This window comes from Parasphingorhabdus pacifica (assembly GCF_054779195.1).
This window is the reverse complement of the sequence record NZ_BAAGYS010000021.1, coordinates 118,207-133,689: the sequence shown is the minus strand read 5'-3', so window position 1 is coordinate 133,689 and position 15,483 is coordinate 118,207. Positions and strand designations below refer to the sequence as shown.

12 protein-coding genes are annotated in these 15,483 nt (G+C 65.1%); 2 read left to right on the top strand and 10 right to left on the bottom strand.

The annotated features are described in order from the left end of the window. Positions 1–167: 167 nt before the first annotated feature. Entirely contained in the window at positions 168–1,670 is a 1,503-nt protein-coding gene (locus ACYVAN_RS23835) for an amino acid permease (RefSeq protein WP_460963333.1), read from the bottom strand. Positions 1,671–2,158: 488 nt separating this feature from the next. Between ACYVAN_RS23835 and ACYVAN_RS23830 the strand changes: the two genes are divergently transcribed. Continuing rightward, complete coding sequence (locus tag ACYVAN_RS23830) at positions 2,159–2,947, top strand: NAD(P)-binding domain-containing protein (protein ID WP_460963331.1); 789 nt, start codon at positions 2,159–2,161, stop codon at positions 2,945–2,947. Here ACYVAN_RS23830 and ACYVAN_RS23825 read toward each other — a convergent pair. The 6 genes from ACYVAN_RS23825 to ACYVAN_RS23800 all read right to left on the bottom strand — a co-directional run bounded on the left by ACYVAN_RS23825 (position 2,944) and on the right by ACYVAN_RS23800 (position 10,590). Then, on the bottom strand, positions 2,944–4,812 hold the full coding sequence (locus tag ACYVAN_RS23825) for a phosphoenolpyruvate carboxykinase (GTP) (protein WP_460963329.1): 1,869 nt from the start codon (positions 4,810–4,812) through the stop codon (positions 2,944–2,946). The two genes, ACYVAN_RS23830 and ACYVAN_RS23825, sit on opposite strands and share 4 nt — an antisense overlap. A gap of 288 nt (positions 4,813–5,100) precedes the next feature. Further along, positions 5,101–5,949, bottom strand: coding sequence for an SMP-30/gluconolactonase/LRE family protein (locus ACYVAN_RS23820; RefSeq protein WP_460963326.1), 849 nt, complete (start codon positions 5,947–5,949; stop codon positions 5,101–5,103). After that, a complete protein-coding gene (locus tag ACYVAN_RS23815; RefSeq protein ID WP_460963322.1) occupies positions 5,946–7,433 on the bottom strand; it encodes an aldehyde dehydrogenase (NADP(+)) in 1,488 nt (495 codons plus the stop codon). Before ACYVAN_RS23815 ends, ACYVAN_RS23820 begins: the two co-directional genes overlap by 4 nt. A 32-nt stretch (positions 7,434–7,465) precedes the next feature. Then, positions 7,466–8,479 (bottom strand): zinc-dependent alcohol dehydrogenase, encoded by a 1,014-nt coding sequence (locus tag ACYVAN_RS23810; protein WP_460963320.1) that lies wholly within the window; start codon positions 8,477–8,479, stop codon positions 7,466–7,468. Next, a complete protein-coding gene (locus ACYVAN_RS23805) occupies positions 8,476–9,633 on the bottom strand; it encodes a mandelate racemase/muconate lactonizing enzyme family protein (RefSeq protein WP_460963318.1) in 1,158 nt (385 codons plus the stop codon). The genes ACYVAN_RS23810 and ACYVAN_RS23805 overlap by 4 nt, the downstream gene beginning before the upstream one ends. 24 nt (positions 9,634–9,657) lie before the next feature. Then, positions 9,658–10,590 carry a U32 family peptidase gene (locus ACYVAN_RS23800; protein ID WP_460963316.1) on the bottom strand — a complete coding sequence of 311 codons (933 nt, stop codon included), beginning with the start codon at positions 10,588–10,590 and terminating at the stop codon, positions 9,658–9,660. Positions 10,591–10,759: 169 nt separating this feature from the next. Between ACYVAN_RS23800 and ACYVAN_RS23795 the strand changes: the two genes are divergently transcribed. Further along, entirely contained in the window at positions 10,760–11,527 is a 768-nt protein-coding gene (locus ACYVAN_RS23795) for an IclR family transcriptional regulator (RefSeq protein WP_460963314.1), read from the top strand. Between the two features lie 9 nt (positions 11,528–11,536). On the opposite strand, the gene ACYVAN_RS23790 is transcribed toward ACYVAN_RS23795, so the two are convergent. From ACYVAN_RS23790 to ACYVAN_RS23780, 3 genes are all read right to left on the bottom strand, one after another. Then, complete coding sequence (locus ACYVAN_RS23790) at positions 11,537–11,836, bottom strand: hypothetical protein (protein ID WP_460963312.1); 300 nt, start codon at positions 11,834–11,836, stop codon at positions 11,537–11,539. A 29-nt stretch (positions 11,837–11,865) separates the two neighbouring features. Continuing rightward, the gene (locus ACYVAN_RS23785) at positions 11,866–13,533 is read right to left on the bottom strand and encodes a sodium:solute symporter family protein (RefSeq protein ID WP_460963310.1); all 1,668 of its coding nucleotides are present in this window, start codon (positions 13,531–13,533) and stop codon (positions 11,866–11,868) included. 159 nt (positions 13,534–13,692) lie between these two features. Continuing rightward, positions 13,693–14,766: a glycoside hydrolase family 43 protein gene (locus ACYVAN_RS23780; protein WP_460963308.1), complete on the bottom strand. Its 1,074-nt coding sequence runs from the start codon at positions 14,764–14,766 to the stop codon at positions 13,693–13,695. Positions 14,767–15,483 lie beyond the last annotated feature (717 nt).

The following is a 15,483-nucleotide window of genomic DNA, read 5'->3' as shown; positions in this document are numbered from 1 at the left end:
GATCGTATGGGCAGCTGATTACGCAAAACAATGTGCTTTCTTTGCGAGTATGATAACGAGATATTGCGTACTTTTCTGAACAGGCGGAGTTTTATTGCGTCAGCCTGAACGCCAATGAGGGGTGGCGGTGCGTCCGCCACCCCGCACCCATTGCGGCTCGGCCCGCGTCAGCTCCCGGATATCGACGCCCTGTGACGCCCCTCCAGGCGTGACCGACGCATGCCGTAAGCGAAGTAGATCAGCAGCCCCGCAGCCATCCACGCCCCGAACACCTGCCAGGTCGCGGTGTCCAGACTGAGCATCATGTACGCGCAGAAGGCGATCCCCAGCAACGGGGTCACCGGCGCCAGCGGGACCCGGAAGGTGCGGTCCAGCTCGGGGCGGGTACGCCGCAGCACGAGGACGGCGACGTTGACCAGGCCGAAGGCGAACAGAGTTCCGATGCTGGTGGCGTTCGCCAACGATCCGAGCGGGATCACAGAAGCCAGGACCGCGACGAATGAGGAGACCAGCACCACGTTGGCCCTCGGATTGCCGGTTTTCGCATCCACCCGGGAGAAAATTCGCGGAACGAGGCCGTCCCTCGACATCGCGAACAGCACACGAGTCTGCCCGTACATGACGGCCAGAACGACGCTGGAGATCGCGACGAGCGCTCCCACGGACAGCAGCACCGACCACAACACTCCTGCGCCGGTGGCCTGCGTCAGTACGTGGCTGAGCACCGCTTCGGTACTCGCGAAGGCGTTCCAGGGCATGGCACCGACCGCGGCCAATGCCACCAGGCAGTACAGGGCGGTCACCACGACCAGGGACAGCACGATCGCGCGGGGCAGGTCACGCTTGGCGTCCCGCGCCTCCTCCCCGGCCGTCGAAGCTGCGTCGAACCCGATGTAGGAGAAGAACAGCGTGGCACCAGCCGCGCTGACTCCCGCCATACCGAGGGGCATGAACGGCGTGAAGTTCTTGGCCTGCACGGCGAGGAACGCCACCGCGCAGAACAACAACAACGTCGCGATCTTGATCACGACCATGACCGCGTTGGCCCGAGCGCTCTCGCGGGCACCGCCGAGCAACAGCACCATCGCCAGCACCACGACAGCGATGGCGGGGATGTTGATCAATCCTCCCTCGCCCGGTGGCTGGCTGAGCGCCTCGGGAATCGCGACACCGACCGTCAGCGACAGCAGCTCGTTGAGGTACTGGCCCCAGCCGACGGCCACGGCAGCCACGGAAACCCCGTACTCGAGGACGAGGCACCACCCGCACACCCAGGCGATCAGCTCGCCCATCGTTGCGTAAGTATAGGAGTACGAGGACCCCGAAGCGGGGATCATCCCGGCCAGTTCGGCATACGACAGGGCCGAGAACAATGCCGTGAAACCGGCGAGCACGAACGACAGCACCACGGCCGGTCCGGCCTTGGGCACGGCCTCCCCCAGGACGACGAAGATACCCGTACCCAGCGTCGCGCCAATGCTGATCATCGTCAGTTGCGCCAGCCCGAGCGACCGGGACAGCTGGCCGCCCTCCCCTTGGCCGCTCTCGGCGACCAGGTCGCGGACCTGCTTCTTCCGCAGCAACCGCTGCGCCCACCCCGGTTTGCGAGTTCCGGCGCGTTCGGCACCCGCGGTGGCTTTCGGCGGGTCGGTTATGTGTTCGCGTACCACTCAGCTTCTCCTGCGATAAAGGGGCGGGGCTCCAGCCGACAGCTCACACCCGACCAGGGGAACGATGTGAACCACAGCACGATGGTGCGCAATGTTAAGAGGTCATATATGCCGCAGGAAGACGTGTTCGATGCGCAACTTCCCACATTTGGTTTCGAAACTTGCGCATCGGCGTGGTTTTACGATCTTCGGTCCTCGGAACCCGGTCGGTGTCGGACCACAACTCGATCTCGTCGGGGCTCACCGGCTGGTGCCGGAGTGGCGTTCCGACGAGGGGATCGCGGAGGTGCTCGGCGATGCCCGTTGACCGGCGGACCGCTACGGGAACGCGCACCCCAGCAGCGAGTGGCGGCAAGTCTCGAGCCTGACCGGGACCAGCCCCTGCGGGGCGCCAACGGCGTCGCCTGACGGTAAACCGGTGAGCAACCGCTCACCAGCGAGTATGCTCGATCGACCTTGCCCACGGGGAGCTGACCAAGGAGCGAGCCATGCCGCAGTCGTCGCCGAGTTCCGCCGCGTACGGATTCATCGGGACAGGCGAGCTCACCGCCGCGATCGTGGAAGGACTCAACACCGGGGCCACCGAACCTCCCACGATCTTCCTCTCACCCCGGGGACACACCGTCGGACGCGAACTCGCCAATCGGTTCCCGAATGTGCACGTCGGCGACAGCAACCAGAACGTCCTCGCTCACGCGACGTCGATCGTGCTCGCCGTACCGCCACCGACCGCACAGGCGGTCCTGGCCGAACTGTCGTTTCGACCGCACCACCTGTTGATGAGCGCGGTCGCGGGGCTGCGACTGCACCAACTGCACGACTGGGCCGCACCAGCCGGCCACGTCGTCCGGGTCATCCCACTCCCGCAAGCAGCGCACCGCCAAAGTCTCACCACGATCTACCCGGACGACACCGTCACCCGCGCACTGTTCGACCAAGTAGGCGGTGTCCTCGTCCCGGACGAAGAACAGACCCTCGACGCCTCCAGCGCAGCAACCGCAACCTTCGCCGCCCACCTCGATTACCTCACCACCATCGCCACCTGGCTGGCCGACCACGGCGTGGATCAGGACACCGCGAGCACCTTCATCACACACATCTTCGGACAGCTCGGCCGCTCCCTGTCCCAGCAAGACGGAGCACTCACCACCATGACCGACAAGCACACAACACCGGGTGGCATCAACGAACAACTCTTGACCGACCTTCGCCAGGAGGGCATGCCCGACGCCGTACGCCACTCGCTCGACCGCGTCTTGGCCCGTCTCCGCAGCTAGTGCGGTGAGTGCCAAGCCTCGGCACGAGACTTGGCACTACCTGGGTCCGACTGCCCGAGGCGCTGTTTGAGCGCCGCCAGTTGGTCTTCCAGGTCCTTCGGCAGGGTGTTGCCCAGCTTGTCGAACCACTCCTCGATGAGCGGGATCTCGGCCTGCCATTCCTCGACGTCGACGTCGAGCGCGGTATCGACGTCCTCGCGCGGAGTCTCCAGGCCCGACAAGTCGATCTGGTCGGCCGACGGCACCCGGCCGATCGGAGTGTCCTCAGCAGTCGCACTGCCCTCGATTCGCTCCACGACCCACTTGAGCACACGGGAATTCTCACTGAATCCCGGCCACACGATCTTCTTACCCGACTCGTCCCGCCGGAACCAGTTCACATAGAAAATCTTCGGTAGCTTCGCACCATCCGTCGAATCCCCCATCCGCAACCAATGATGCAGGTAATCACCCACGTTATAGCCGAGGAACGGCAACATCGCCATCGGATCCCGGCGCACCACACCCACCTGGCCGGTCGCCGCCGCCGTCGTCTCCGACGACATCGTCGCCCCCATGAACACGCCATGCCGCCAATCGAACGCCTCGTTGACCAACGGCACCGTCGTCTTACGCCGACCACCGAACAGAATCGCCGAAATCGGCACACCTCGCGGGTCATCCCACTCCGGCGCCAAGATCGGACACTGCGACATCGGCGTGCAGTACCGCGAATTCGGATGCGCCGCCGTCTCCGCCGACTCCGGAGTCCAGTCCCGCCGCTTCCAATCGGTCAGATGCTGCGGCGGAGTCCCCAAGCCCTCCCACCACACATCACCATCATCGGTCAACGCGACATTGGTGAACAACGAGTTACCCCGCTCGATCGTACGCATCGCATTCGGATTGGTGTTGTCATCCGTGCCCGGCGCCACCCCGAAGAACCCGGCCTCCGGATTCACCGCATACAACCGGCCATCAGCACCGAACCGCATCCACGCGATGTCATCACCCAACGTCTCGACCTTCCACCCCGGAAGAGTCGGCTCCAACATCGCCAAATTCGTCTTACCACACGACGACGGGAACGCCGCAGCCACATAATGCACAGAATTCTCCGGCGAGGTCAACTTGAGGATCAGCATGTGCTCAGCCAACCAACCCTCGTCCCGCGCCATCACCGAAGCAATCCGCAACGAATAACATTTCTTGCCCAACAACGCGTTCCCGCCGTACCCGGAGCCGAAACTCCAGATCATCCGCTCTTCGGGAAAATGGGTAATATACTTCGTCGCGTTACACGGCCACGCCACGTCAGCCTGCCCCGGCTCCAACGGCACCCCGACCGAATGCAACGCCGGAACGAACTCCCCATCCGCACCGAAGCGCTCCAGAACCTCCGGCCCCATCCTCGTCATAATGTGCATCGAAACCACCACATAGGCCGAATCGGTGATCTCCACACCCAACTTCGGAGACTCCGCGCGCACCGGCCCCATGCAAAACGGCACCACATACATCGTCCGACCACGCATGCAACCCCGATACAACTCACGCATGATCATCTTCATGTCGACCGGATGCATCCAATTATTCGTAACACCCGCGTCTTCCGGATTCCGCGAACAAATGAAGGTCGAATCCTCCACCCGTGCCACATCGCCAGGATCCGACGCAGCCCAAAACGAGTTCGGCTTCTTCTCCAACCGAGTGAACGTCCCCGCCTCCACCAACTCATCCGTGAGCCGCCGCCACTCCTCCTGCGACCCGTCACACCACACAACCTGATCAGGAGTGGTCAGCTCAGCCACCTCGCGAACCCACGACACCACACGCTCGTGCTCGATCGGAGCCTGATCAAGACCAGGGATGGTCGCTGCGGTCATCCTACCGCTCCTCACAGACGCAAAAGCACCGTCACATCGCTGAAGGGGATTACCTTCAGCGTAACGGAAATGCTCCCCAATCGCGGAACGATCACTACGCATCTCCGCTCACCACATCGGTTTGGCAATCGATTAAGAAAGCCAGTGAGCGAAGATGAATCCGGTCCGGCAACGTGACCGCATTAGGCAACCCGAACGGGTTATGCCGTTCGCACGACCGTGGACTGCCAGGCGCCTCTTCGTAAGGTTCGGTGTGGCCCAGAACCCGACCGGCTGGCAGACAACCCACTAGCCATAAGGAAGCGGGGGCAACCCCCGTACCGACTGACCCACCCGGAACAGCGCCCCGGCCTCGGGATGCGCCGCGACATCGGTGTCCACTCGAGACGTGGTGATGTAGAGCTGGTCCAGGTCCGGCCCACCGAAAGTGCAGGCTGTGACCCGGGGGACGGGCACCTGCACGACATCGACCAACTCACCCCGGTACGTGTAGTGGTGGACCGCGCCACCTCCCCACAACGCGACCCACAGATCACCCCGCGAATCGACCGTCAACCCGTCAGGGGCTCCGAGTGCGGGATCGATCCGCACCACGGTCCGCCTACTGCTCAGCGTTCCGCATTCGTAGTCGAACGCATCTACTCGCTGGGTGGGGGTATCCACGTAATAGGCCGTACTTCCGTCCGGACTCCACGCGAGCCCGTTCGAGATGGTGACGTCCGCGAGCACCGCGGTGACCGTGCCATCCCGATCCAACCGGTGCAGGGCACCCGCGCCGTGCCTGGCGTCGTACGCCATCGAGCCGCAGAAGAAACTGCCGTCCGGTGCGCAGCCACCTTCGTTCATGCGGATCGTGGGATCGCTCCACAACTCACCGAGCGGGCGGACGTCCAGGAGCTCATCGTCGGCGATGGCGAATCCCCGCTCCAGAGCGAGGATCGCGCCACCGCCGGTGCGCGGGCGCAGAGCCGCCGCGACGGACCCCACGCACCGCCGGCCGACCGCACCGGTTCCGGTGTCGAGGGTGAGGACGTCGCCTGCGAGCATGTCCACCCACCGCAACCCCCAAGCCGGATGCCAGACAGGACCTTCACCGTGATGCACACACGGTTCCGTGACCTGCTCGGGGACCGTCATGACGGTTGCGAGCCCCGTTCGATGCGACCGTCCACCCGCCGCGGGATGTCGAGCGGATTTCCATCGCGAAGAGCTTCGGGCAGGAGCTCGCCCGGCATGTTCTGGAAACAGACGGGGCGGAGGAAGCGTTCGATGGCGGCCGTTCCGACCGAAGTGTGCGTCGGTGCCGTCGTCGCCGGGTAGGGCCCGCCGTGCTGCATGGCATGGCTGACGCTGACCCCGGTGGGCCATCCGTTCCAGACCACCCGCCCCGCACGTTGCTGGAGTTCGGCGCACAACAGGGTCGCGTTCGCCTCCTCGGCCCGGCCGTGCACCGTGGCGGTCAACTCACCTCGGAACATGCGGGCCGCTTCGAGCATCTCGTCGTCCCCACCGTATTCGACCACAATGGAGGTGGGACCGAAGCACTCCGCAGTGAGCGCCTCCTGCTGTTCCAGAACGTCCCGTGCCGTCGTCCGCAGCAGAGTGGGGGTGGGACCGTTCTCCGTGCGCTCACCGCGGACGGCGACGCGCACCGCGGAGTGCTCGCTGATCGAGTTGAGGGTGTCCCAGTAGCCGTCTTCGATCGCGGCGTTCAGCATCGGTGCCGCGGGGCGTTGCGCCAACCCGGAGACCAGCGCGCTTTCGACCTCGTCGGCCGATTCCGCTGGCACGAACAACAAACCGGGCTTCGTGCAGAACTGCCCCGCTCCCAAGGTGAACGAGTTGAGGTAACCGTCGGCGATCTCGCTCCCACGTTCGGCCGCCGCTCCCCTGGTGACGAACGTCGGGTTGACGCTGCCCATCTCCGCGTAGAACGGGATCGGCTCGGGGCGCGAGGCAGCGAGGTCGAACAGAGCCCGGCCGCCCTGCGTGGAACCGGTGAACGCACCTGCCCGTACACGGGGATCGCACGTGGCGGTACGGCCCGCTTCCTGCCCCTCGATGAGCGCGAACACGCCGTCGGGGGCCTGGACCGACCGCAGGGTGGCGCTGATGATCTCGCCCGTGCGCCGGGACAATCGCGGGTGACCGGGGTGTGTCTTGACCACGACCGGACAACCGGCCGCCCAAGCCGAGGCGGTATCGCCACCGGCCACGCTGAACGCGAACGGGAAGTTGCTCGCGGCGAACACCAACACCGGTCCCAGCGGCAACAGCATCTTCCGCATGTCCGGTCGCGCACCGGTTGGCCAGTTCTCGTCAGCGGAGTCGAGCGTGGCGTCCAGGTAGGCCCCCTCCTCGAGAACCTCTCCGAACAGGCGCAGCTGGAAAGTCGTGCGAACCAGCTCTCCCCGCAGCCGCGCCTCGGGCAGTTTCGTCTCGTCCTGGGCGAGCGCCACCAGCTCCTCGGTCGCGCCGTCCAGCGCGTTGGCGACCTCGCGCAGGAGATTCGCTCGCTCGGTCGGCCGCAGTCGTGCGAGCGGCTCCGCCGCGTCGACCGCGGCGTCGAGCACCGCTTCGAGGTCGTGGCCGCGGGTGACCGCGTTCTCCGTCGTTGTCATGGAGGTGAGACTCCTCGTACGAGGTTGAGATTCTATGGATGGAGCAAGATCTTCACGGTGCGATCTCGTTCTTCGTCGAGGATCCGCAACGCTGCTGATGCATCATCGAGGTCGAGTTCTCGGCCGACGATGAGACCGGGGTCCAACGCCCCGGAGGTGAAGGCCCGGACCGCGTACGTCCAGGCGTGCGACGGGGCACCGAAGACCGTGTGCACGGTGATCTGGGAAAGCACCAGCCTGCTTGGTGGCGGAGGACTTTCGTCGTGGGCGGTGATTCCGGTGAGCACCACTCGGCCTCCTCGGCGAGAGAGCCGGCATGCCAGGTCCGCCGTGCCGGATGCTCCGGCCGCTTCCAGCACGGCGTCGAACCCGCCCAGGTGCCGCTCGGCTTCCGCTGGGGTGATGAGTTTCGTCGCCCCGCACGCCTCGGCGAGGTCGGAACGGTTCCGACTGGGGTGCACCAGGAACACCTCGGCCGGGGAGGTCGCGGCGAGAAGTTGGGCCGCGAGCAGTCCGAGACTGCCACCACCGACGATGGCGACCCGCTCACCCGGCACGCTCCCCAGTTTCAGGCACGCCGCCGCGACGCACGCCGCGGGTTCCAGGACTGCCGCAGCTCGGAGGCAGGCCGATTCCGGCAGCACGTGCAGCGAGTGGGCGGGCAAGGTGAGGTAGTCCGCCCATGCTCCGGGTTGGGTGAAGCCGGTCTCGTCGTAGGCCCCCGAGCACAGGTTGTTGTCGCCTCGGCGACACGCCGAGCAGGCCCGGCACGAGCGGAATCCCTCTCCGACGACCGGTTTGCCTCGGAGGCCGTTCGGCACTCCCGCACCGACCTCCGCGACCGTGCCGGACCACTCGTGTCCCGGCACTACGGGGTAACGCACGAAGTCTCGTGGGCGCACGCCGGTGAATACTTCACGGTCGGAGCCGCAGATTCCGCTCCAGGCGACCTTGACCAATGCCTCGCCGGGATCGGGCGGGCGCGGCTCGACCGGTACAACCCGGAGGTCGCCCGGTGCCTCGATCGTCACGGCCCGCGTGGTCATGATTTTTCCTTGGTTCCGCGGAACTGCCAGTCGGTTGCGTAGAGGTCGAAGTGTGCTCCCTGCGGAGGGTGCCCGCGAACGAAGTCGACGTCCAGCTCCACACCCAATCCGGGCGCTTCCGGAAGGTCGAAATGTCCGTCGACCACCTCGGGGACCCCGGGTGCCGCCTTCTTGACGTGTTCATCGGCGAAGTCGTTGAAGTGCTCCTGGATCTTGAAGTTGGTCATCGTGGCTGCCAAATGGAGGTTCGCGGCCGTGAGCACCGGTCCACCGACGTTGTGCGGAGCGACAAGCACGTAGTGGGTCTCGGCGGCAGCAGCCACCTTCTTCGTCTCCAGGATTCCACCGAAGTGGCCGATGTCCGGCTGGATGATGTCGGCGGCCTGGCGATCGAACAACTCGCGATACTCAATGCGGTCGTGAATCCGTTCCCCGGTCGCGACGGGGAGCGTGACCTGGCGCGAAACCTGCGACAGTGCATCGAAGTTTTCCGGCGGTACCGGTTCCTCGATCCAGCTCGGCTCCAACCGGGCGAGGTCGCCGGCGATGCGCACGGCCTCCGCCGGAGTGAATCGCCCGTGCATTTCGACGAGGATTTCCACGTCCGGGCCGACCGCGTCGCGTACCGCCTCGACGAGCTCGATGGAGCGCCTCCGTTCGGCAGCCTCCAATTCCCACCTTCCCGGACCGAACGGGTCGAACTTCAGGGCGGAGTATCCGCGCGCCACGACTTCGCGCGCTGCGGCGTGGAATTCGTCCGCGGTGCGCTCGACCGTGTACCAGCCGTTGGCGTAGGCCTTGATGCGATCACGCACTCGCCCTCCGAGCAACCGCCATACCGGCTGGCCCAACGCCTTGCCGATGATGTCCCAGCACGCCATCTCAACGCAGGCGATGCCGGACATCACGATTTCCCCGGCCCGGCCGTAATCACCGTGCTTCATCCGCCATACCAGCGACTCGATGTCGAACGGATCGGAGCCGACGACGTGCTGGGAGCCCGCCTCGCGCAGGTAGCCGAGTAGTGCCTCGGTGTGCCCGAGCATGCGGGTCTCACCGACACCGACGAGTCCGTCGTCGGTGTGCACTCGCACGTAGGTCAGATCACGCCAGGGCGTGCCGAGAACGAAGGTTTCCAGGTGAGTGATCTTCAACGTAGTTTCCACCATTTCTGCGCGTCAGCGGGATTCCGGACGGGGCACTGCCAGATCGGCGGCAGGAAGCGACGATGCCTTGGCATCCGAGCAGTGCCGTTGCAACAAGTCGAGCCCGATTTGCGCGCGGCGCACCCGTTCGCGTCCCAGTACCGTCGCGGTGGGCGTGAGGTGCGTTCCGCTCGGGTAGATGTTCGGCGCGTTGCGGAGTCCGAACTTCACGTACACGGGGGCGGTCACCCGGACGATCTCGGCGATCTCGTAGTGGCGAACGAAGCCGCCCAGGTCGTCCGGGGACTCGACGTAGACGTCCAGTGGCAGGTCCGTCGCGGCCCGAATGGCGGCCAGCTGCCCCACGGTGAGATCGGTGGGAACGTTGTAGGTGTCGGCGCCGAGATCCTCGGCGATCTTGATCGATGCGGGATTCGCCAGCCCCATTTGTACGCTGATCTTGAACCGCATGTCCGCAGGAAGATCTCCGGCGGCGCGCATTCGCGCCGCGACGGACAGCACGCCGAGGTCGGTGATCAAGACGCTTCGGATGCCGGACTCGGCGGTACGGCGGATGTCTTCCAACACGTGCACGAGCTGTTCAGCACCTCTGGCCTGAGCGGCGACCGGTCCCCCGCCCTGGGCGGTCACCATGGCTCCGATGTCCCACGCGGCGGTCGGCCGCGCGAAGAGGCTCAGCTCCACCGAGTGCGCGGCCGCGACATCACTCATCGCCCGCAACTCGTCGTCGGTCAGCAGCATCCCACCGCTGCCTTGGGAGATGCGGTGGACCACGACATTCCTCGCCGCCGCCTCGGCGAGAACGGCTTCCAGGGCTTCAGGCCCTTCCGCACTCGGGATCTCCACCCGGTACTGCGCACCATCGGGGAACCGCTTTCCGCTCGTCGCCGGCACATCCCCGTCGGGAAGACCGTGGGAAGTCAAGAATTCTCGCGTTTCCAACACCAGTGCTCCGTTCGGAATGTCGGACGTTGTTCGGAAACGTAACCGTGCTCCTCCAGCCAGTCAAGGCACGGGCCTCAGGCGTGCGACCGGACGGTCCGCTACCCTGTTCGAAATACCGACCAAGGGGCGACCGGCCGCTACCTGCTCACGACGATGAGGAGCACATCCGATGGCACGAGCGATACCTGCCCTGGAGAGGGCATTCGACGTCCTCGAACTGTTCCTCGACGAACACGAGCTCAGCGCCCCGGACATCACCGCGAAGCTGGGACTTCCTCGGACGACCGTGCACGAGATCGTCGGAACCCTGACCGCACGGGGCTACCTGGCACCCGCAGGCCCCGATAGCAACCGGTTCCGACTCGGCGTGCGCGGCTTCCAGCTGGGTTCCGCCTACGCCGAACGGCTCGACCTGGCCCGGGAGGGCCAACTCGTGGCCGCCGAGATCGCGGACCAATGCCACGAAACCGTCCACATCGGTCTGTTGGACGGCACCGACGTGCTGTACGTCGCCAAAGTCGACAGCACTCACCCGGTCCGAATGGTCTCCGCCGTCGGACGGCGTCTACCGGCCCACTGCACCGGTATAGGCAAAGCTCTGCTCGCCGCGTTGCCGCATACCCGGATCGACGAGCTCTACGCCAACACGCGCCTCACGCCGATGACCGAGAACAGCATCACCAACCGCAAGGCCCTGCTGCGGGAGCTCGACAACATCGCCACCAACGGCGGCCTCGCCCGCGAGTACTGCGAATCGAACGAGGCCGTCGCCTGCGTCGCGGCCCCCGTCCACGACCGTTCGGGCACCGTCATCGCAGCGGTGAGCATCGCGGTGCCCATCCTGCGTTGGAACAGTGATGTCGAGGTGGAACTCGGCGAGTTCGTCCGCCAGGGCGCCACGGCACTCTCCGAACGCCTCGGATACCGGGCCACCTGACGGCACCCGTCACGCGTCGTCCCCAGTCCCCGCGGGAACCAGCGGGCGAAGTCGCTGCCACAGCAGGAAGATTCCGCCCACGGCCAGCATCGACAGTCCGGTCCAGAGGTTGATGTTGATGCCCTGTGATTTCGCGAGGCCCTCGGGAGTGGGGAACAACCCCGCGCCCCCGATGAGCACGCCGTAGACGAGGAACAGTCCGCCGATCACCGTGCGCACGTCGAAGAGCGAGGACGCGGTGGCCGACTTCTGTTCCAGTTCTTCGACGCCCTCCTGGCGTCCTACCGGTTCGACCGTGCCCTCCGACATGCCTACCTCCTCGTACCTGCTGGTCAACACTAGAAGGAAAACGGGACATAGCACAGTGCGGCCAGAACGATCGCGCCCCAACCGAGCAGCGCCGGCTTGCGGTACCAGGCATCGTCGCCCGCTTCGACCTCACCCTTGTCGCGCGCGATGCTCCTGCTGTAGACGAGCCCTTTGAGTTCGGCGTCCGTCTTCGGAGCCGTAGCGAGCGCGATCGGAACGCTGACCGCGACATCGACGACGAAAGCGATGATCGCCGCGACCATGTTCGCACCCTGATCCGTGCTGATCGGTACGAATCCGCTCTGGTATGCCAGGTAGAACGAGATCGGTGCCAGCGTGCCGATCAACAAGCCCCAGAAACCCGCTTTCGCTGTCATCCGCTTCCAGAACAGCGCGAGGATGAACGTCGCGAAGAGCGGGACGTTGAAGAACGAGAACAGGGTTTGCATGTAATTCATGATGTTGCTGAACGAGGAGGCGATGAACGCCGTCCCCATGCCGACCACGACGCCGACCACCGTCACGACGCGTCCGACCTTCAGGTAGTGGGCATCGGCCATGGCCGGCTTGACGTAGGCCTGCCAGATATCCGTGGTGAACACGGTGTTGAAACTGGACACGTTGGCTGCCATGCCCGCCATGAACGAAGCCATCAGGCCGGTCACCGCCAGCCCGAGAACACCGTTGGGCAGCAGATCTCGCATGAGCAGCGGGATCGCGTCGTTGTAGTCGTACCCACTGCCTGGCTGACCGATCGATGGCTGCACGAGCAGCGCGATGATACCGGGTAGCACCACGATGAGCGGAATGAACATCTTCGGGAACGCGGCGATCAACGGAGTTCGCCTCGCCGCGGAGAGGTTCTTCGCCGACAGGGATCGTTGGACCTCGGCGAAGTTGGTCGTCCAGTATCCGAAGGACACCGCGAATCCCAGTCCGAGCGTGATCGTCAACCAGTTCGCGCCGAGTGGGTTCTCCTGGCCGATTCCGGTACCTCCCCAGGCTGTCAGGAAGTCGGCGCCGTGATCGGCGGTCACCTTGGCGATCAACCCGTCGAGGCCACCGACCCGCACCAGTCCGAGAACGGTGAGCGGAACCAGGGCCGCCACGATGACGAAGAACTGAAGGACCTCGTTGTAAATGGCCGACGACAACCCGCCGATGACGATGTAGGCGAGCACGAAGAGACCAGCGACCACAATGGACATCGCCAACGGCCAACCCAGCAACGCCCGGAGCACGATCGCCAGGGCGTACAGGTTGACTCCTGCGATCAACACGGACGCCACGGCGAAGATGATCGAGCTGAGCAGATGCGCGGATGTGCTGAACCGCAGCAACAGGAATTCGGGAACGCTGCGCACCTTCGAGTTGTAGTAGAAGGGCATCATGACGAGCCCGAGGAATACCATCGCTGGGATCGCGCCGATGAGGTACCAGTGCACGGTGTATGCCCCGTACTGGGCGCCATTCGCCGCCATTCCCAGGATTTCCGTCGCACCCAGGTTCGCCGACACGAAAGCGAGGCCCGTGACCCAAGCGGGCAGGGATCGACCGGACAGAAAGAAGTCCAGACTGTTCTTGATGCTGCGCTTGGCAGCCACTGCGATACCGAGCACCACGATGAAGTACGTGACCAGGATGAGGTTGTCCATCCAGTTCATCGATAGGCGTAGTCCGTCCGCCTGAGTGAGCATGGTTCGGTTTCCTAGTCTCGTTGGCGAAGTCCGGAACCGGCCCCGCAGTTTCCCGAAACCTCGCATGTCCGACACGTCGGACGCTGTTCGGGAAAGTACGTCCCAAGGGCGACCTGGTCAACACTTTCGACTGACCGCGGCAGCAAGCCAGGACACAGCTCAGCCCCGGAGGGGACCGTCCGCCACGGGGACACCGAAGTCGGGTGTTCCGTCCTCGTGGTAACCGACCTGCTGCACCCGCGTGTGCCGGTTGGGGTCGAACAGCGGATCACCGTCGATCTCTTCGTACGGCCGCGCGTGGTAGACGAGGACATCGGTTTCGCCGTCCTCGCTCACGGTGAACGAATTGTGGCCCGGGCCATACTGGCTGTTCTCCGCATTGCTCATGAACACGGGAGCCGGGTTCTTGCTCCAGGACCCGGGATCGAGAAGGTTCGCCCCGGCCGAAGCGGTCAACAGCCCCATGCAGTAGTTCGCATCGGTGGCACTGGCGGAATAGGAGAGGAAAACGCGACCGTTTCTGGCCAGTACCGCCGGACCCTCGTTGACCCGGAAGCCTCGCATCTCCCAGTCGTGGGTCGGTGCCGAGATTCGCACGGGTCTCCCCGTGATCGCTGCAGGCGAGGTCATCTCGCCGATGTAGAGGTTGCTCTTCGTCTCCATCCCCGGATCCGTTTGCGCCCAGCACAGATATCGCCGCCCGCGATGAGCGAACGTCGTGGCGTCGAGCGCGAAGGTGTCGAGCGGAGTGTCGATGCGCCCCAGGGCTCGCCATTCCCCTTCACGCGGATCCGTCGCCCGGTTCTCCAGGACGAACATCCGCATGCGGAACGGATCCTCGGAGTCACCGGCAGCGAAGTAGACATACCATCGGCCCTCGATGCGATGCAGTTCCGGGGCCCAGACGTGACCGGCCATCGCGCCGCTCTCCGGTCGCCGCCAGACGGTGACCTCTTCTGCGGAACCCAGTCCGGCCAAAGTCCGCGCGGAACGGATGATGAGCCTGTCGTATTCCGGTACCGATGCCGTGAAGTGGTACCGCCCGCCGTGGCGTGTGATGAACGGATCGGCGCGCTGGCGGATCAGCGGGTTGTGCACCGGGTTCGTGGAGCGAGGACTTCCCTGGGCACTCACGGCACTCGCCCCTCCCAGTGCCACGCCGGCCCCCAACAGTGCGCCGGTCCGCAACAATTGCCGGCGGTTCCACCCCGGCCGGTTGACGAAAATCGACATGAGTCCTCCTTCGTTGAGCGAACGCATGCGGCGAGGAACCCCTCCGCGGGCGCGCGGACCGCACATCTGCCCGGTTCACGTCTCGACCGACTCGCAGAACCGACCGGTAGACATCCGGCCCATCCGGCACGGGTCAATCGGTCGCGCGGCGGAGTCGCCCCGCCGGCACGTAACATCCGGATTTCACGCGTCGAGCGGAGATCGCGGCGACGAAACCACCCCGGAACGGGTCCCGCTGAGCAATCTGTTTGTTCGAAATATCGCATGTTGTTCGCGAACCATGACGGGTAGTCTCCGCGTTTCCGGTCACCTCTACATCGCCCGCGCGGCTGAACCGCGCCCGTATCCGAATTGGGCTGTTCGACGGAGGCGGGACCTACTGCACTCGCTCCCGAACCTGGTCGACAAGACCCAAAACGCACCAGTGCCCATCGGAGGGGAAACACGCGGCAAGTCGGCGAGTGCGACCTCCCACTCAACGAACTCGCTCTACCCGGCCACCGTTCCGGCGGCAGTGGCAGCACCGTGCACGCCGAGGCCGAGGAAGGTGGCAGGGTGGACTACCTACCCGAGCAGACCGTGGTGACCGAACGGCGCCGACCACGTCGCCGAATTCCGGGCGGAGCTGGGTGCCGGAGCACGGTTTGCGAAGCCGAGAAGTCCTGGTGCTCGGAGGAAGCGGCAACAACCGGGCTCGCTGCAGGCTTGCGCACCTCG